Genomic DNA, 18,451 nt, shown 5'->3' on the forward strand with positions numbered 1-18,451 from the left:
TGTCTCCTCTTTTCTCTAGATCACACGCGCAACGTTCTTCAGCTTTTCCACCAACTCGGCGGCGTCGGTGACGCGAATGCCCGCCTCGCGTTTCGCGGGCTCGGCCAGCTTGAGCGTCGTCAGCCTCGGCGTGACGTCGACACCGAGGGCATCGGGCGTCACGACATCGAGCGGCTTTTTCTTCGCCTTCATGATGTTGGGCAGCGTTGCGTAACGCGGCGTGTTGAGCCGGAGATCGGCGGTGATCACAGCAGGCAGATCGACCTCGATCGTTTCCAGCCCGCCGTCGATCTCGCGCGTCACTGTCGCCTTCCCGGCTTCCACGACCACCTTCGATGCGAACGTGGCCTGCGGCAAGCCGAGCAGCGCAGCGAGCATCTGGCCGACCTGGTTGGCGTCGTCGTCGATGGCCTGTTTGCCGAGCATCACCAGTTGCGGCTGCTCCTTGTCGACCAGCGCCTTCAGCAGCTTGGCCACGGCGAGCGGCTGCAGTTCCGCCTCGGTCTCGACCAGAATGGCGCGGTCGGCGCCGATCGCCATCGCAGTGCGCAGCGTTTCCTGGCACGCCTGCACGCCGCAAGAGACCACGACCACCTCCGTGGCTGCACCGGCTTCTTTGAGCCGCACGGCCTCCTCCACGGCGATCTCGTCGAACGGGTTCATCGACAGCTTCACGTTGGCGATGTCGACGGCACTACCGTCGGCCTTCACACGAACCCTCACATTGGCGTCGACGACGCGCTTGACGGGAACAAGTACTTTCATTGGCTACTCCGTTTGACAAAAACGCTCCGCCCGGCCGGCCAGGAGCCGGTCGATTCAGGTGCATGGAGGCACGGTCCGTCGATTCGATTTCGACTACGCGTGCGTGGTATTCGGTAAGCTGCCCAGATTGCGTTCATGCGCATGGGACGGAGACGGACCACGTTTGTGCGTTGCAACGTGGTTCGATGCGGTCGACATGTCTCCTCCCTGTAGGTGGTTGGGCGTATCATTTCCTCGGCGACGCACCGGTCCCGGGCGTGCTCGGCGACCCTGTCACGCGATAGCCGATCGGCGCGCCGCAGGATGATCCCGGTTGCACTTCGATGTCCTCCATGGAAACCATGGTGCACTCGCGAAGCGCTGCGCAATATCCCCCGTACAGGGGAGCGCGATCGCATGGACAGGGGGAGCTCACCAGGGAGAACCCAAATACCCGGAGCAGTTCGTGCGTATGACCAAGGAACCCATGCACTCCGAGACGCTGCCCCTCCTGCTCGCTACGAAGGTTCTGCCGCCGCGCCTGTCGCCGGGGTTGATCGATCGTCCGCGCCTGTTCGATCTGGCGGCTCAGGCAGAGAACAGACGGCTCACCGTGATCAAGGCGCCCGCCGGCTTCGGCAAGACCTCGCTCGCGATCACGTGGCTTAATCGGCTGCGCGCCAGCGGTGCGCGCGTCGCATGGCTGTCGCTCGGTGACGAAGACGACGAACCCGCGCGCTTCCTCCACCATCTCGCGCAGGCATTGCAGCATGCCTGCAGCAATGTCGGCGCGTCGGCGATCGGCCTGACGGCGGCCACTTCTCTGGTTCCGGCCCATGCCGTCGTCTCGACGCTGATCAACGACCTCGTGGAAGTCGAAGACGAGGTGTGTCTGTTCCTCGACGACTACCATCTGATCAGCCTCCCTGCGATTCACGACGCCATGTCGTTCTTCATCGCGAACGCACCGTCGCATGTGCATGTAATCGTTTGCACCCGTGTGGATTCCGCGCTGCCGCTCGCCAGGCTGAGAGCGCAAAACGAACTGCTGGAGGTCGACGCGTCGACACTGCGTTTCAATTTCGACGAGACGCGCTGCTTTGTGGAGCGCGAATGCCCGGGCAGACTGGGCACGTTCGGCGTGAAATCGCTGCACGCAACAACGGAAGGCTGGGCGGCGGCGTTGCGCATTTCAGCGTCGGTGCTGTCGCGGGAAGAACCCAGGCCGGGTTGGGAGTCGAGTGCGCCATCCGGCACTTCACGGCCGTTCGCCGCCTACCTCGAAGACATGCTCACGCGCTTGCCCGACGAGATGGTCTCCTTCATGCTGCGCACGGCGATACTCGAACGGTTGACGGCCCCGCTGTGCCAGGCGGTAACCGGCGTCAAGGCCAGTCAGAGCATGCTGGAAGCGATCGCCGCGCGCCAGTTGCTGCTGGAGCCGATGGATCTTGAAGGGCACTGGTTCCGCTATCACCCTCTGCTGAGCGACTATCTGCGCCAAAGGCTGGACGCGCAGTCGGGCGACGAACTGGCGGATCTGCATCGCCGCGCGTGCCGGTGGTATGCATCGCGGGAACTCTGGACAGACGCGGTCAGGCACGCGATCGCCGCGGGCGACACGGACGACGCGATCAGCCTGATCGGCAACTGCGCGATGGCGCTCGTCAAGAAAGGCGATCTGCTGACACTGCTCGGCTGGCAGCGCCGTTTCCCGGCGCATCTCATGCAAGGACAGATCGAGGTCACGCTGGCGATCGCCTGGGGCATGGCGCTCTCGATACGTTCGGACGATGCGCTCGCCATGCTGGATGCGATCGAGCGCGATGCGCACGTGAGCGCCGACCCCGACAGCATCCGCTGGGAATGCCGGGTGATCCGCTCGGTCGTGGTGGCGCTGCAGGACAATCCGCAAGCAGCGCTTGCGATTGCGCAGCCGTGCCTCGACCGGCCGTCGACCGATATCTGGAGCACCAATGTCGCCTCCAACGTCGTGCGTTTCGCGCACTGGAAGGCGGGCAATCTCGAAGCGCTCTACGCAACGCCGTGGATCCCCTATTCGATCGAAGAGGACCAGCGCAATGTGTTCGCTTCGACGTACCGGCTGTGCCTGCTCGGGCATGCGGAAATGCAGCAGATGCACTTCGGCGTGGCCGAGCGGTATTTCACCGAGGCGATGCAGTTGGCCGAGCGTCATTCCGGCCCGCAATCCGTCGCCGCGGCGCTGTGCGCACCGATGATCGCGCAGATCCGCTACGAGCAGGGCCGGCTCGACGAAGCCGAAGCATTGCTCGTCGATCTCATGCCGGTGATCGATCTGGCAGTCCTGCTCGATAGCGCATTGATCGCATATCGCATGCTCATCCGGATCGCGGCCGCACGTTCCAATACCGTGCAGGCCTATGCGCTGCTCAATCAGGGCGAGGCGCTCGGTCACGCGCGCCACTGGAACCGGCTGATCGCGGGCGGCCTCGTCGAGCGCACGCGGCTTTATCTGCTGGAAGGACGCATTGCGGAAGCCGCGGGATGTGTCGCGCAACTGGAACATCTCGCCGCTCCCGGCCCCGCTGGCTCGCCTGCCGTCTCGCCGGAGATCCGCACCTACCGCTCGCTCGCGGCAGCGTATCTCGCGATGGCTCAGAAGCGCAAGCAGGACGGCGTTGAAATCGTAACCGCCGCGTTGGAAGTCGTCGACGCACGCCACGAGCACTATCTCGCGCTACGCCTGCGGAGCGTGCTCGCCCTGATCTGCCTGGGTGCCGACGAACGCGACCGCGCCGTCGAGATCTTTCGCGACGTCCTCAAGGATGCCGCGGCGGCGGGCATCTACCAGTCGATCATCGACTTGTTTCCGGAAGTCGGCGCGCTGCTGCAGGCCGTTCGCGACGACACGCGCGCGACCGCGCAGACGAAGGCGCTGCTGTGCTATGTGGATCGCCTGCTCGACGGCTGGCGGGCGCTGTACCAGCCCGGCAGCAAATCCGCGCGGGACACCGAACGGGAAGCGCTCAGCGCGCGCGAACGCAACATCGTCGACCTGATCGCCGACGGGCAGTCGAACAAGGAAATCGCGCGCACTCTCGGCATCGCGCCGGAAACCGTCAAGTCTCATGTGAAGAGCATCTTCATGAAGCTCTCGGTCGACAAGCGCGCGCAAGCCGTTGCGCGCGCGCAGGCGCTGGGACTCGTGAAGCAAGCCTAACAGGCGGTTCACGCATTTTCGACGAGCCACTCGCTCACACGTGTCACCGCGTAACCACGAGTGCGGCCGCATGGAGCAGCACACCGACCGTGCCGCCCACGAACGTGCCGTTGATCCGGATGTATTGCAGATCGCGGCCAATTTCCGCTTCGATCTTCCCGCTCACTTCATCCGCGTTCCAGCTTTTTACGACGTCGGTGATCAGCGCCGACAGCTCGCGCCGATAGCGCACGACCAGCTCGTGGGCCAGCGCAAGCCACCAGGCGTTCAGCTTGTACTGAATCGCCGGCTCGCTGCCCACACCTCCCGCGAGCGACACCAGCATGCCCGCCAGCGCGCCGCGCAGCGCCGAATGTTCGTGTGCGAGATCGGCGCTCACGCGTGTGCACACATAGTCGAGCAGCACGCGATACGAGTCTTCATTTCTGAAGTAGCGAATGCAGTCGCGCATCAATGATTTGCCGACGCGGCGATGCACCGCCGAGGTCTGCAACTGGACAATCAGGTCCTGCACCGCGTCGTCGAACTGATGGCGAAGCTCATGATCGGGATTCGCCGCCACGTCATGAAGCAGCGCGATGATGCCTTCGACGAATTTCCTGACGATGTACGTGTCGAGCGGCACGGGCGTGTATCTCGAGGCCGCGCTGAATCTGGCCTTGATCATGTCCACGTTGGCCGTCAGCCACTTCTCCAGCGCCAGCAGCCCGTGGTCCAGCAGCGGCTGATGGCGGCCGCCGTCCGTCAGCACTTTCAGCACGCCGCCGGCCGCACGTGAGACATCGAGCGCACGCAATTGCGGTATCACCATACGCCCGAAGAAGCGTTCCACGTCCGCTTCGTCTATCCCGTTCAGCAATCCCGGCAGCGAATCCGCGACGACGTTGGCGATTGCCCGGCTGTTGGCCGGCATGGCAAGCCACTGCGCCAGCGCCTGCGCGGCGTTATGGCCGCTCAGTTTGCCGATGATGAGCTCGGGCGTCAGGAAATTCTCTTCGACGAAGTTGCCGAGACTCTCGGCGATCCGCTGCTGGTTCTGCGGAATGATCGCCGTATGCGGGACCGGCAGACCGAACGGCCGCCGGAACAGCGCGACGACCGCATACCAGTCCGCGATCGCGCCGACCGTGCCCGCTTCCGCAAACGCTCGCAGCCATGCCAGCCACGGATACTCACTCTGCCAAACCAGGGACATGAGCAGCAGCGCGATCAGCACCGCGAGCAAACACGTCGCGGTTCGCCGCATCCGCTTCAGGCGCTGCATTTTCAGGTACTCCGGCGCGTCGGCCGCGGCACGCCGCGTACCTTCGTCGCCATCCGCGACGGCACTCAACCCGCCTCCTGCCGCAGAAACCGGCGCACCACGGGAGCGACCTCCCTAGCGCGCGTGATGAGGAACAGGTGGCCGTCGTCGATTACATAGAGCGTCGCGTGGGGGATGCGGGCGGCGAGAATCTTCGCGTTGGTGAGCGGGACGATGGGATCGTCGTTGCCGTGCATCACGAGCGTCGTCTGACGCAACGCGCCGAGCCAGGGCAGGCTGCTCCAGCCCGAAGCGGCCAGCAGCTGGTAGAGGTAACCACGCCCGCGGGGCGCCTGAATGTGCCGCGCGTGATCGCGCAGCAACGACGGATTCCGCCGGTACGCACCACCGTAGATTTCCGCGCCCACCTCCTGAAGATAGGCCGGGTCGGTATAGCGGCGCGGTCCGATCAGCTTCGACAGCACCGACAATTTCGCCGGCACCATGATGACGCCCGGCGAGGTTGCCGCGAGAATCAGCCGGCGGCAACGCGCCGGATAGAGACGCGCGAACTGTTGCGCAAGCGCGCCGCCCCACGACACGCCGAGCACGTCGACGGGTCCGTCGTAGCCGAGCCGCGATAGCAGCCGCGCGCTCAGCACGGACAGTGTCGAGAAACGATACGGCACGACGGGCGCGGGCGAGCCGCCCACGCCGGGGACGTCGAAGATGATCACGCTCACGTCCTCGAGCGCGGCGACGAACGGTTCCACCAGCTCGAGGTTGGCGCCGATGCCGTTGAAAATGAGCAGCGGCGGCGACGCGTCGCTGCCCTGCCGCGTCGCGATACGCAACAACTGGCCGTTGAGATCGACCATCTGGATTTGCATGCCGCCGACAGACGCGGGGTTGGGTTCCATATCTATCATCCGCAGGACCCTCTGGTGGAGCGTGACATCGGGGATTGAGCGCGCCGCATCGCGAGCTCGCCTTACTTCTTCGGCTGCAGCAGCGTCTTCAATTCCTCGACGTGTTCCGCGACGCGCTTCGTGACCACCGCAACGCTGTCCGACTGCGCGCGATACGCCGTGTCGGCGAGTTCCTGCATGTCGGTCAGCGCCTTGTGCAATGCCTGCTGAACCACTTCGCCGGCGTTCGCGGGCTGGCCGCCCGACGCGCTCAGGCGACCGACCAACGACTGCAGTTCGGTGAGCGTCGTTCGCAGAATGTCCGCCTGCTTGATGGCCAGCGACTGGACGCCCGCGAGTGCGGTGGTGTTGGCCTCGGCGAGCGCCTCGATGTCCTTGCGGCGCGATTCGAGGATCGCGCCGGCGTCGATACCCGGCAGCTTGAACTGACTGATGAGCTTCGTGTACTCGGTGAAAATGCTGTTGGCGTTGGTTGAATCCATGATCGTCTCTCCAAAAAAATTTGCATCGGGAAAAGGCTGGCCGTCACCCGGCCAAAAGGGGTGTGCGTCATGCTTCCATCACATAGGTGCCCGGCGCCTTGACGCCTGCCGGGTGCCGCTCGTTGCCGGGCGTGGCCGGCGCCGCGCGCCGTTCGCCGGACCGCTCGCGCAGCCAGTCCGTCCAATTGCCCCACCATGAATCTTTCTGCGCCTGCGCGCCGGCCAGCCATGCATCGGCATTCGCCGGCAAGCCGGAATTGACGAAGAACTTCGCCTTCGGATTGCCGGGCGGGTTGATCAGGCTCTGGATGTGCCCGCTCGAACTCAGCACGAACCGCGTGTCGCCGCCGAACGTGCGCGCCGTGTTGTACACGCCTTTCCACGGCGTGATGTGATCCGTCATGCCCGCCACCACGTACTTGTCGCAGGTGACGCCGGACAAGTCGATCGGCGTGCCCAGCACCGACAGCGCGCGCGGCTTGCTGAACAGGTTGCCCACGAAGATGTCGAGCAACTGGCCATGCATGCGCGCCGGCAACCGGGTCGCGTCGTTGTTCCAGTAGAGAATGTCGAACGCGGGCGGCGTCTTGCCCAGCAGATAGTTGTTCACCCAGTAGTTCCACACCAGATCGTTGGGCCGCATCCATGCGAACACGCGCCCCATCTCCTCGCCGGCGAGCACACCCTTCGACAGACTGTTCTGTTTCGCCGCCGCAATGGCTTCGGGCGTGGCGAAGAGGCCGAGCTGCGAGTCCGCCTTGTTGTCCAGCACGGCCACCATCAACGTCGCGGCGTTGACGGCCGTTTCGCCGCGGGCCGCGAGGTGACCGAGCAGCGCGGAGATCGTCATGGCACCGGAACACGCGCCGTGCAGATTGACATCGTCGCTGCCGGTGATGTCGCGCACCGCCGCGATCGCTTCGAGGAGCGCGCCGACGTACGTGTCGAGATCCCAGTGGCTCTGCGCCGCGGTCGGATTGCGCCAGCTCACCATGAACACCTGAAACTCGCTCTTGACGAGGTAGTCCACGATGCTCTTACCCTCGGACAGATCGAACACATAAAACTTGTTGATCTGCGGCGGCACGATCAATTGCGGGCGGCTGTAGACCTGCGCGGTCGCCGGCGCATACTGGATCAGTTCGAGCACCTCGTTGCGAAACACCACCGCTCCCGGCGTCGTGCCGAGATTCTTGCCCACCTCGAACGCGGTCTTGTCGACCTGCGCGGGCATGCCCTGGTTCTGCAACAAGTCGGCCATGAGGTTCTTCACGCCGCCAATGAGGCTCGCGCCTCCCGAATCGACGATCTTCTTCAACGCCTCAGGATTGCCGAACAGCGTGTTCGTCGGCGACAGCGCCTCGGTGAACAGCGACATGACGAACTGCGCGCGCTCCTTCGATTTCGGGTCCAGCGCGGAGCGCTCGATAAATCCGGAGAGCGCGTTGCGCCATGCCAGGTAGCTCTGCAGCGTGACGCGGTAGAGCGAGTTGTCGCGCCAGGCGGGGTCGGCAAAACGCTTGTCGCGCTGCGGCGACGCGTCCGCGCCGTCGCGGGCGCCACCGTACAGCACGGCGATCAGTTCACGCACGAGCGCCGCTTCCTGCTCGAGAACCAGCGCGGGTTGCCGCAGCGCCTGCGCGCCGATCTGCTGCGCGGTCGCCAGAATGTCGCTCGGGCGCAGCCCGACGAACGGGTTGGGACCGAGCATGCCTTCGGCGGCCGATGCCGCGAGATCGTCCGTCTGATCGTTTCGCGACGCGTTGTCAGTTGTCTCCGCCATCTTGATGCTCCTCGAACGACGCTTTACTTTGTCAACAGTAGTAGAGGTCATGCCACCAGCATCGCCAGTGACTCGGCGATCAGCGCCGGCTTGTCCTCGCCCTCGATCTGCAGCTCGTTCATCGTCTTCACGATGATCCGGCCGCCGCCCTTCATCTCCACGGACACGAGGGTCACGCGGTTGCGCACCCGCGCGCCGGCCTTCACCGGCGTCATGAAGCGCACCTTGTCCAGCCCGTAGTTGAGGCCGGCCGACGCGTCCTCGGGAATGAGGCCGATTTCGATGGCCAGTGCGGCAAGTAGCGAGAGCGTCAGATAGCCGTGTGCGATCGTGCCGCCGAACGGGCTTTCGCGTTTCGCGCGCTCCACGTCCACGTGAATCCACTGCCGGTCGCCCGTGCATTGCGCGAACGCGTCGATGCGTGCCTGATCGACCGTGACCCAGTCCGACACGCCCAGCTCGCGGCCGACGAATTCGTCGATCGTCGCGATGCGATATTCGTTGATGCTCATCGTGCCTGCTCCTCGTGACCGGTTAGGCGAACTGCGCGCGCAGCCACTTCTTGTTCATCTTGCCGACGCTCGTCTTCTCCAGCGAGTCGATGAATTTGACGACCTGCGGCACCGCGTACTTCGAGATCTTCCCGGTGTGGGTGAACTTGAGAACGTGCTGCTTGATGTCGTCCTCGGTGAGCGTGGCGCCCGCCTTGAGCACCACCAGCGCCACGGGCCTTTCGCCCCACTTCTCGTCCTTGATGCCGATCACGGCGACTTCCGAGACAGCCGGATGCAGCGAGATCAGGCTTTCGATTTCGAGCGACGAGACCCATTCGCCGCCGGACTTGATCACGTCCTTGATGCGGTCGGTGATCTGCAGATTGCCGGTCGTGTCGATGTTCGCGATGTCCTGCGTGTGCAGGTAGCCGCCTGCCCAGAGCTGTTCCGACGCTTCCGCGTTGCCGAAGTATCCCTGGGTCAGCCACGGGGCGCGCACGACGATCTCGCCATAGGCCTTGCCGTCGTGAACGATGTCCTGCATCGATTCGTCGACGATCCGCAGATCGACGAGCGGAACTGCCAGGCCAGTTTTGCAGCGCAGGCGCACCTGCTCTTCGGTGTCGAGTTGCTCATACCCCGGCGGAAGCTGCGCGAGACTCAGGACGGGACCAGTCTCGGACATGCCATAGCCGGTGAACACGTCAATGCCACGCTCCAATGCGGCATGGGCGATGCCGTGCGGCAGCGCGCTTCCGCCGATCACGATCTTCCATTTGCTGAAATCGGCGGACTTCGACTCCGGGCAGTTCAGCACCATGTGGAGGATCGTGCTCACGCAATGCGAGAACGTGACGCCCTCGTCGCGCAACAGCTTTACCAGTCGCTCGGGCACATAGCGGCCCGGATAGACCTGCTTCACGCCCAGCACCGTCGCGATGTACGGCATGCCCCATGCATGCACATGGAACATCGGCGTCAGCGGCATATAGACGTCGCCGCGATGAAAGCGCTGCCCCGACACCGGGCTTGCGAGCGCCGCCATCAGCGTGATGGTGTGCAGCACCAGTTGACGATGCGAGAAATACACGCCCTTGGGCAGGCCGGTCGTGCCAGTCGTATAGAACGTGGTGGCCCGGGTGTTTTCGTCGAAGTCTGGAAAGTCGTAGCTCGTGGCACTCGCCGCCAGCATCGCTTCGTATTCCGTCGCGAACGGAATGGTGTGCTCGAACGCCTCGCTGTCCGGCTCTTCGATTCGCACGAATGCGCGCACCGTTTCGAGCTGATCCTTGATCGCTTCCACCACGGGCAGAAAATCGGCGTGAACGAACAGCACTTCGGCACGCGCGTGATTGATCGTGTAGACGATCTCAGCCGGCGAGAGCCGCACGTTGACCGTCTGCAACACGGCGCCCATCATCGGCACGGCGAAGTAGCTTTCCAGATAACGATGACTGTCCCAGTCCATCACCGCGACCGTGCTGCCGTGGCGCACGCCCAACCCGGCGAGACCATTGGCGAGCCGCGCGATCCGTTCCTGCAACTGGCTGTAGGTCATGCGCAGCTGGTTGCGGTAGACGATTTCCTGATTCGGCGCCTGAGCGAACGGCGTGTGCAGCAGATTCTTGATCAGCAACGGATAGGCGTAGGCGGATGGCGTCGCGTTCTGTACGGTGTCCTGCATCTGTGTCTCCTCGCATCTATGAATGGATAGCGGGCCGGCACCGGCTTGCCGTTGCATCTCGCATACGGTGGCGTCCCCGAGTAGTGCCATGATCGCGGCGATCGGGCATCCGGGACCATCCCCTGAACGGGGGAGATCGATGGGGTGCGGCCGGTTCAAGCCCCAGTCACGGAGCGCGATCGTGCCGTTCGAGGCGATCTGGAGGGCCGCGCCCGCCTGCGCCAACTGCCGCGCGAATGGGTCGTCGACGGCGCGCAACGCGGCGACGGGGACCGTCAGGAGCGGCTCGGCAGATTGGAGGCAGAGGGTGAGATGACCGTGGGAGCGGTTTTGGACGCACCGGTCTTTCCGATGCTTGATTTGGCGGATCGCACAGGTCAGGCGATCTTTGAAAACGTACTCGCCACCGATCCTTCAGAAGAGACGCGGTCTCTGCTGAGTGGGTCGGAGGACGACGGCCAGATGCCGTGCTAACACGTTGGCGTATTCATTGCCCGAAGCGTCACATGCGCGGTGACTGGGGCGACGTTGCATCGCCCCGCAAGGGATGTTTGAAAGACCCGACCTATGCCCTACACCGGCTTCATCAAGTAGGGGTTTTCGCTTCCCGGCTCGTATCGCTGGGCCTTGATTTCCATGCGAGCGATGCTCTGCAGGTGAACCTCATCCGGGCCATCGGCAAAGCGCAGCGCACGCCCCCAGGTCCAGCTATCCGCCAGCGGCGTGTCAGGACTCAGCCCCATGGCGCCGAACACCTGCATCGCCCGGTCGCAAACGGCGGTATGAACGCCCGGCACGAGCGCCTTGATCATCGAAATTTCCTTGCGTGCTTCCTTCGCGCCCACGTTATCGATCATCCACGCGGCTTTCAGAACAAGCAGCCTCGCCTGATCGATTTCGATTCGCGACTTCGCGATCCATTCGCCGACCGTACCTTGCTCATGCAGCATCTTGCCAAATGCCGTGCGCGCTTGAGCCCGTTCCACCATCAACTCGAGCGCCAGTTCGGCGGCGCCGATCGAACGCATACAGTGGTGAATCCGTCCCGGTCCAAGGCGCGCCTGGGCGAGTGCAAAGCCGCTCCCCTCTTCGCCGAGCAGATTCGACCGAGGTACGCGCACGCCTTTGAACTCGATCTCGCAGTGTCCTTCCGGCGCCACGTGATTGACCACCGTGATATTGCGGATCATCTTGACGCCCGGCGTATCGCGAGGCACGAGAATCATGCTTTGCTGACGGTGGGCCGGTGCGTCAGGATCCGTTTTCCCCATCACGATGAAGAGCTTGCAATTCGGGTGCGCCGCGTTCGTGATGAACCACTTTCGGCCATCGATGACATAGTCGTCTCCGTCACGACGAATCGACGTGGTGATATTGGTCGCGTCCGAGGAAGCCACCGCCGGCTCCGTCATCGCAAACGCCGAGCGGATCTTGCCGTCGAGTAGAGGCTTGAGCCACTCTTCGCGCTGAGCCGGCGTGGCAAACATATGGAGCAGTTCCATATTGCCCGTGTCCGGAGCATTGCAGTTGAATACCTCGGACGCCCACGACACGCGCCCCATGATCTCGGCCAACGGGGCGTACTCGAGATTGGTCAGCCGGGTGCCTGGCTCGTCATCCCGCAGATGCGGAAGGAAAAGATTCCAGAGGCCTTCCGCACGCGCCTGTTCCTTCAAGCTCTCCATGAAGGAAACCGGATATTGCCCCGCGCTCACTTCTTCGTGCCATTGCCGGATGCGCGGAACGATATGCGTGTCCATGAACGCGCGCACCTGCGTGCGCAGCGCTTCCATTTTCGGGTTATATGAAAAATCCATTTTGATCTTCCTGATTCCTGGTAAATGTCATCGATGCATCGTCCAATACCGCGCATCGACCTGGTGACTAAATCGTCAATCCACCGTCGACGACAATGCACTCCCCATTGGTGTAGCTCGCGGCGTCGGAGACCAGATAAAGCACGGTACCGGCCATCTCGCGAGGCTCCGCGTGACGGCGCAGCGGAATTTTGGACATCCAGCTTTCATAGATGGCCTGATCGTCGAACAGCGCGCCGGCAAATCGAGTCTTGGTCAAGCCTGGGAGCAGCGCATTCACCCGAATCCCCAACGGCCCGCACTCCTTCGCGAATGCCCGTGTCATGTTGACGACGGCGGCTTTCGTGATCGAGTAGATCCCTTGCTTGTCGCCCGGCTGTAACGCGTTGACGGAAGCCGTGTTGACGATCGCGCCGCCGCCGTTCTCCCGCATCAACTTGCCAGCCTCTACGGACATGAAGAAGTAACCGCGCAAGTTGACTTCCACGGTCTTTTCAAATGACGCCAGATCGGTATCGAGAATGTGGCCGAAATAGGGATTCGTCGCCGCGTTGTTGACCAGGATATCCAGACGACCATGCCGCGCACGAATATGCTGGAAGATCGCGAGAATGTCCTCGACACGACCAACGTGGCAGGGTTTTGCCTCCGCACTCCCGCCTGCGTTGTTGATCTCGCTCGCCACCGCCTCGCAATCTTCGAGCTTGCGGCTCGACACGATCACGTGGGCGCCTTGCTCGGCGAGCAACCTGGCAATCTCCTCCCCGATACCTCGGCTGGCGCCAGTCACCAGTGCAATCTTTCCTTCCAGACTAAATAAATTAGTAGTCACATCTGCCTCCATGTGTTTTTTCAAGTTTCCAGTCTTGCGTGTGCCGTCAGATCAGGTCAACGCCCATCTTCGCAAGCGCCCCCGCCATCTCCCCGACCTGGCGCGCCTTGTCATTCGACGCATTGCCGCCCAGAGCCCGCTTCTTTACGCCCTGCGCGATGGCGGCAAGTCGGAAGAAACTGAACGCAAGATAGAAGTTCCAGTTCTCAATCGATGCAATGCTCCGCAGCCGGCAATATTGTTCGATGATCGCCGCCTCATCCGGCACGCCCAACTCCGCTCTGTTCAATCCCTCAAGCCCGGCGATATGACCGTTGGGAGGCAGTCGCAAGCACATGCAGAAGTAAGCGAGGTCGGCTAGAGGATTACCGAGCGTGGAGAGTTCCCAGTCGAGAACGGCGCGAACCTGCGACGAGCCGCGCGTGAAGATAAGGTTGTCGATACGAAAATCGCCGTGCACGAGCGAAGGCTTGCCGGCTTCGACGGGACAGTGCGCCGGCAACCACGCGATCAGTGCCTCGACCGATTCCAGCACGTCGGTCTGCGCGGCTCGATACTGTTTGGTCCATACGTCGATCTGGCGCGCGAAATAATTTCCGGGGCGACCATAGTCGGCTAAACCGACAGCCTCGACATCCACGTCGTGGAGGGCCGCCATCGTCCCGAGCAGAGCATCGTAGATGGCGCCGCGCTCTCCGACGGGCACTTCCGGCAACGCCGGATTCCAGAAGATGTGCCCGTCCTCGAAACTCATGACGTAAAACATGCTGCCGATAACGTCACGATCCTCGCAAAGATGAAATGCGCGCGCGACAGGGACCGGCGTTTGACCGAGCGCCGTTAGCACGCGGAATTCACGGTCGACCGCATGCGCGGACTTGAGCAGCATTCCGGGCGGCTGACGCCGCAAAACATAGCTGCCGCTGCGCGCTTTCAGGAGAAACGTTGGATTGGATTGTCCGCCAACAAATTTCTCGACGGACAACGGCCCTTGAAATCCGGGCACGTGCGCCGTCAAATAAAGCGTGAGCTTTTCGATGTCGAATTGAAGGCCAGTATTCATAGTGTTGCGGGAGTCCCGATTCGAATCAACCGTAGGTGACGAATTCGTGCCTCTCGATAGGGTCGAGATGAGGCAGCGAGTTGAAACTGACTAGCGACATTGCGGTGTCGTTAAAGACATATTGGCAAACGCTGCTATTTCGAATCTGCAGGTTGAGTGCAATGGCGGCCGCCGCCGGCGCCTGCAGAATCTGCTGGACAAAGACGGCAATCGGACCACCGGAACTCACCACCAGGACCCGTCTGCCGCCCGCTCGCTGGATTGCGAGACGCGCGCGCTCGACGCGCGCCTGGAACTGTTGCCACGTTTCGGGAACCGGCCCGGGCAGGAGATCGTCGGACCAAAGTTGCAGCGCCTTCTTGAGGCGTTTGTAGAAGTTCTTCTTCGAACTTTCCGCAGAGGAGCCCTGCGGAAACTCGTCTTCGCCAAGAGCCGCAAACAAGCCCTGGAAATCGTATTCGTTCAAACCCGCGTCTTGCACGACCTCGACTTGCAAACCTGGCATCGCTGCGAGAATTGCGTCAGCGGTTTGCTCATGCCGTCGCATCGCGCCGATGACAACCCGATCGAACTCCAATGCGCTCTGCGCGAAGTGCTCTCCGAGCCATCGTGATTGCGTATAACCGGTAGGTGATAGTTCGTCATAGTTGTCCGTGCCGAACGACGCCTGACCATGCCGCACAAGGTAGAGTTCCGCCATGCCATCCTCGTCTAAACATGACTAGAACAATACCGAGCCCCGCCTCATTCAGGAAATTTATTGTTGTGATAGCTGGCGATAAGTTTTGGTGACACCTAATGTCCACGCTTCGATAGCCTCGACTCGGGTCGTCCGGCTAGGCGTTCGCTTCCCGCATGAGACCGCCGATCTGCTCGCGTAGCCAACGGTGTGCGGGATCGCCCGTGACGCTTCGGTGCCAGTAGCAATGTGACTCGAGATTGGGGAGGTCGAACGGCAGCTCCAGGATGCGCGCGTCATAACGCTGAAGGAGCGTGAGAGGTGCGGTAAGGACGAGATCGGTCCGCATCGCGATCAAGGGCGCGACCAGATAGTGCTGGACCCGAGTCCGGATCGAGCGCCTGAGACCCAGTTTGTTGAGTTCCGCGTCGACAAGACCGGGCCCCTGCCGCCGGCTGGACACGTGAATGTGACCGAACCCGAGGTAATCATCGATGGTCAGCTTCTTCTTCGAAAACGGGTGGTCCTGACGCAGCATGCAGGCATACCGGTCCCGGCTCAACGGCTCCTGCTCGAGGTATGGGTCGTCAAGCAGAGGCGCATCGATCGCGAGATTGACCGCGCCACTCGCCAATGCTTCGGGCACCTCTCTGCGCGTCGTGAAATAGCTCTCGATGCGTATGCCGGGTGCGAGGCGCTGCAGAACTTCCTCCAGCGCAGGAAGCAGCAACGCCTCGGTCAGGTCGTTCATGCTAAGCCGGAACGTCCGTTCCGACGACGCCGGATCGAATAGTTCGCCGGCATGGGTACTCGAATCGAGCAGCAGCAGTGCCTCGCGGACGCGCTCAATGATGTTTTCGGAAACCGGCGTCGGTACCATGCCGGCCGACGTGCTCACAAAGAGTTGATCGTCGAACGTCTTGCGCATCCGCGCCAATGCATTGCTGACAGCAGGCTGCGTGATGAATAGCATCTCCGCTGCACGCGTCAGGTTTCGCGTTTTATAGACTGCTTCGAAAACAACGAACAGATTCAGGTCGATCTTTGATAGACGCATTGTCGGGTTCCCTGACGCCACCTGGAGTGGTAGTCCCTCTTTCGCACGCGAGTACGCCGTTCAAACGCGGCCAGAAAATCAGCGCTTGCCCCGCCCCTCTTCCAGCGCGAATTTGTCGAGCAGCATCTGACGATTCGCGTTCAGTATTTCCTCTCCGAGTTGGGGATTGGCGTCGGCTACCGCCCGCGACAGGATGAGCGCACCGACCATCTCGCTGTAGAACGCGATTGCCTCGCGGCGCGCTTCATCCATATCTCCGCTTTCGGCGCGCTGTTCCGCGACGAGCGCTGTCAACGTTTCAAGCATCGTTTGCAAGCCGCTTGCAAAGTGCGCCTGTGCCTCATGCCCAAGCCGGCGCACATCAGCGGTGAGGCCGGCTATCGCGCAACCCTGCTCGATATCGCTGCAATGCGTGCCGGACAGGTAAAAGTCCACCTGTCGCTTCAGGCGATTCCCGCCTGGCTCGAGCGGCGTGGCAATGGCTTCTGTCAGGTCGCGGTTGGATTTGTCCATCGCAGTCGCCACGACTTCAGCGGCCAGCGCCTCCTTCGATTCGAAGTGGTTGTAGAACCCGCCCTGGGTAAAGCCCGCGGCCTTCATCAGCGCGCTCAGGCCCACACCATCGATTCCATGCGCACGGAACAACTTCTCCGAAGCCGCAATGATGGTCTTCCGGTTCTCCACCGCCTGCTGTTTTGAAACGCCCATCGCTCAATGCTCCCACGCCGTTGTCAGCTCAATTATAACCGCCTTCGAAAAATACAATGGTGATCGACATTGACTTTTCTCGATCGGCCCATCAAACTCGATGTCAATCACCATTGTGTTTGGGTGAATCTTCAAACGTCGTAGGAAAGTTCATGAACATCGAAAGCAACCAGCCCCTGCACAAGCCGATTCGGCTGGGGGACCTCGATCTGCCCAACCGCATCGTCATGGCGCCGCTGACGCGCATGCGCTCGGCGAATCCCGAGCTTGTCCCGACGGCCTTGCACGCCGAGTACTATGCGCAGCGCGCCGCGGCGGGGCTGATTGTCAGCGAAGGCATTTTCGTGAGCCCCGAGGCAGTTGGCTGGGCAGACGTGCCCGGACTCTGGAGCGAAGCCCAGGTCCGCGGCTGGAGCGTGGTGACGGATGCCGTGCATTGCGCGGGCGGCCGGATCGTCGCGCAACTCTGGCATACCGGCTCGTTGGGGCATCCGGATTTCCAGGCCGGCAAGGCGCCGCGCTCCGCGTCAGCGGTCAACCCGGAGCAGCAAAGCGTGACCGCGGCCGGCCGCAAGGAGACCGTGGTCCCGCGCGCCATGGAGAAGGACGAGATCCGCCGCACGGTCGCCGACTTCGGCCGGGCCGCATGCAACGCGATCGCAGCCGGCTTTGACGGCGTGCAGATCCAGGGCGGCTATCACTACCTGTTCAATCAGTTCCTCAACGTTCGCACCAATCTGCGTACGGACGCATACGGTAGTTCGACGCAGAACCGGGCGCGCTTTCTGTTCGAGGTCGTGGAAACGGTGGTCGAGGCCGTCGGGGCGCAGCGCACCGGCATCAAGACGGGACCCGCAACGTCGGAGACGGGCGCCTTCGTTTCCAATGACGAAACGCTTGCCACCTCCGAATATGTGATCGGCCGGCTCAACGAATTCGATCTCTCTCATCTGCTGCTGATGGGCGCAATGGCCGACCTGTCTGCGACGCCGCTGGCCACGCTGGCCGGAGACGGCATGTTCCGCCACTTCCGCGAGCTCTACCGCGGCAACATTATCGCCAACGTCGATATGGATCGTGCGCGCGGCAATCGGCTGATCGAAGCCGGGCTCGTCGATATGGTCGCCTTTGGCCGACCGTTCATCGCCAATCCGGATCTGCCGGCGCGCTTCGCCGCCGATGCACCGCTTGCCGAAGTTGACTGGCCAAAGGTCTACGGCGCGACCGCCGAGGGCTACACCGACTATCCGTCCTTTCAGGCCGTGGCGGCATGACGCGCCGCAACGTCACCCATCTATCAGGAGAACATTCATGACCACCATGACCGAAGCAGCCAACAAGGCCTTTGTACTCGAAGCGTTCGACACGCTTTTCAACCAACGCGACTACGCCGCAGCCGAGCGTTTCTGGTCGCCCGGCTATATCCAGCACAGCGCGCATATCGCACCGGGGCGCGACGGCCTTTTCAACCTGATCAAGACCCAGCCGCCGACCTTGCGATACGAACCCGGCGTGATCGTGGCGGATGGCGATTACGTAATCGTGCATGGGCGCTTTTCAGGTCACGGGCGTCCCGCCGCATGGATCGCGGCCGATATCCTGCGCTTTGCGGACGGCGTGCTCGCCGAGCATTGGGACGTGCTGCAGGACGAGGCGACCGAGGCCGAATCGAATAGCGGCCTGCCCATGTTCGGGAATAGTTTTCCGAGCTGACTCGGCCGCCATTGGCATTAA

General features: G+C 62.5%; 17 protein-coding genes. 4 read left to right on the top strand and 13 right to left on the bottom strand.

Going from position 1 to position 18,451, the window contains the following annotated elements:
• Nucleotides 1-15 precede the first annotated feature (15 nt).
• On the bottom strand, nt 16-765 hold the full coding sequence (locus B0G74_RS28465) for an electron transfer flavoprotein subunit beta/FixA family protein (RefSeq protein WP_132378528.1): 750 nt from the start codon (nt 763-765) through the stop codon (nt 16-18).
• Nucleotides 766-1,216: 451 nt separating this feature from the next.
• Between B0G74_RS28465 and B0G74_RS28470 the strand changes: the two genes are divergently transcribed.
• Nucleotides 1,217-3,946 carry a LuxR C-terminal-related transcriptional regulator gene (locus B0G74_RS28470; protein WP_132378530.1) on the top strand — a complete coding sequence of 910 codons (2,730 nt, stop codon included), beginning with the start codon at nt 1,217-1,219 and terminating at the stop codon, nt 3,944-3,946.
• Nucleotides 3,947-3,989: 43 nt separating this feature from the next.
• On the opposite strand, the gene B0G74_RS28475 is transcribed toward B0G74_RS28470, so the two are convergent.
• From B0G74_RS28475 to B0G74_RS28500, 6 genes are all read right to left on the bottom strand, one after another.
• Nucleotides 3,990-5,279 (bottom strand): DUF445 domain-containing protein, encoded by a 1,290-nt coding sequence (locus B0G74_RS28475; RefSeq protein ID WP_243658330.1) that lies wholly within the window; start codon nt 5,277-5,279, stop codon nt 3,990-3,992.
• A complete protein-coding gene (gene phaZ / locus B0G74_RS28480; protein ID WP_132378532.1) occupies nt 5,276-6,109 on the bottom strand; it encodes a poly(3-hydroxyalkanoate) depolymerase in 834 nt (277 codons plus the stop codon). The genes B0G74_RS28475 and phaZ overlap by 4 nt, the downstream gene beginning before the upstream one ends.
• A 71-nt stretch (nt 6,110-6,180) precedes the next feature.
• Nucleotides 6,181-6,600, bottom strand: coding sequence for a phasin family protein (locus B0G74_RS28485; protein WP_132378534.1), 420 nt, complete (start codon nt 6,598-6,600; stop codon nt 6,181-6,183).
• Nucleotides 6,601-6,667: 67 nt separating this feature from the next.
• Complete coding sequence (locus B0G74_RS28490) at nt 6,668-8,383, bottom strand: alpha/beta fold hydrolase (protein ID WP_132378536.1); 1,716 nt, start codon at nt 8,381-8,383, stop codon at nt 6,668-6,670.
• A 47-nt stretch (nt 8,384-8,430) separates the two neighbouring features.
• Nucleotides 8,431-8,895, bottom strand: a complete 465-nt coding sequence (locus B0G74_RS28495) for a MaoC family dehydratase (protein WP_132378538.1) — start codon at nt 8,893-8,895, stop codon at nt 8,431-8,433.
• A 22-nt stretch (nt 8,896-8,917) separates the two neighbouring features.
• Nucleotides 8,918-10,561: a fatty acid--CoA ligase gene (locus tag B0G74_RS28500; protein WP_132378540.1), complete on the bottom strand. Its 1,644-nt coding sequence runs from the start codon at nt 10,559-10,561 to the stop codon at nt 8,918-8,920.
• Nucleotides 10,562-10,705: 144 nt separating this feature from the next.
• Between B0G74_RS28500 and B0G74_RS28505 the strand changes: the two genes are divergently transcribed.
• Nucleotides 10,706-11,035, top strand: a complete 330-nt coding sequence (locus B0G74_RS28505) for a hypothetical protein (RefSeq protein WP_132378542.1) — start codon at nt 10,706-10,708, stop codon at nt 11,033-11,035.
• 98 nt (nt 11,036-11,133) lie between these two features.
• Here the strand turns inward: B0G74_RS28505 and B0G74_RS28510 are convergent, their stop codons facing one another.
• The 6 genes from B0G74_RS28510 to B0G74_RS28535 form a co-directional block, all read right to left on the bottom strand.
• Nucleotides 11,134-12,378 (bottom strand): acyl-CoA dehydrogenase family protein, encoded by a 1,245-nt coding sequence (locus B0G74_RS28510; protein WP_132378544.1) that lies wholly within the window; start codon nt 12,376-12,378, stop codon nt 11,134-11,136.
• A gap of 67 nt (nt 12,379-12,445) precedes the next feature.
• Nucleotides 12,446-13,210 carry an SDR family oxidoreductase gene (locus tag B0G74_RS28515; RefSeq protein ID WP_132379451.1) on the bottom strand — a complete coding sequence of 255 codons (765 nt, stop codon included), beginning with the start codon at nt 13,208-13,210 and terminating at the stop codon, nt 12,446-12,448.
• 46 nt (nt 13,211-13,256) lie between these two features.
• Complete coding sequence (locus B0G74_RS28520) at nt 13,257-14,273, bottom strand: phosphotransferase (protein WP_132378546.1); 1,017 nt, start codon at nt 14,271-14,273, stop codon at nt 13,257-13,259.
• A gap of 25 nt (nt 14,274-14,298) precedes the next feature.
• Nucleotides 14,299-14,973 carry a histidine phosphatase family protein gene (locus B0G74_RS28525; RefSeq protein ID WP_132378548.1) on the bottom strand — a complete coding sequence of 225 codons (675 nt, stop codon included), beginning with the start codon at nt 14,971-14,973 and terminating at the stop codon, nt 14,299-14,301.
• Nucleotides 14,974-15,109: 136 nt separating this feature from the next.
• Nucleotides 15,110-16,009, bottom strand: a complete 900-nt coding sequence (locus tag B0G74_RS28530; RefSeq protein ID WP_132378550.1) for a LysR family transcriptional regulator — start codon at nt 16,007-16,009, stop codon at nt 15,110-15,112.
• 78 nt (nt 16,010-16,087) lie between these two features.
• Nucleotides 16,088-16,717, bottom strand: coding sequence for a TetR/AcrR family transcriptional regulator (locus B0G74_RS28535; protein WP_132378552.1), 630 nt, complete (start codon nt 16,715-16,717; stop codon nt 16,088-16,090).
• Nucleotides 16,718-16,773: 56 nt separating this feature from the next.
• Between B0G74_RS28535 and B0G74_RS28540 the strand changes: the two genes are divergently transcribed.
• Together B0G74_RS28540 and B0G74_RS28545 are read left to right on the top strand one after the other, a co-directional pair.
• A complete protein-coding gene (locus tag B0G74_RS28540; RefSeq protein WP_243658331.1) occupies nt 16,774-17,991 on the top strand; it encodes an alkene reductase in 1,218 nt (405 codons plus the stop codon).
• A gap of 37 nt (nt 17,992-18,028) precedes the next feature.
• Nucleotides 18,029-18,430 (top strand): nuclear transport factor 2 family protein, encoded by a 402-nt coding sequence (locus tag B0G74_RS28545; protein WP_132378554.1) that lies wholly within the window; start codon nt 18,029-18,031, stop codon nt 18,428-18,430.
• Nucleotides 18,431-18,451: the final 21 nt, after the last annotated feature.

This window comes from Paraburkholderia sp. BL9I2N2, assembly GCF_004339745.1.
Taxonomy (GTDB): Bacteria; Pseudomonadota; Gammaproteobacteria; order Burkholderiales; family Burkholderiaceae; genus Paraburkholderia.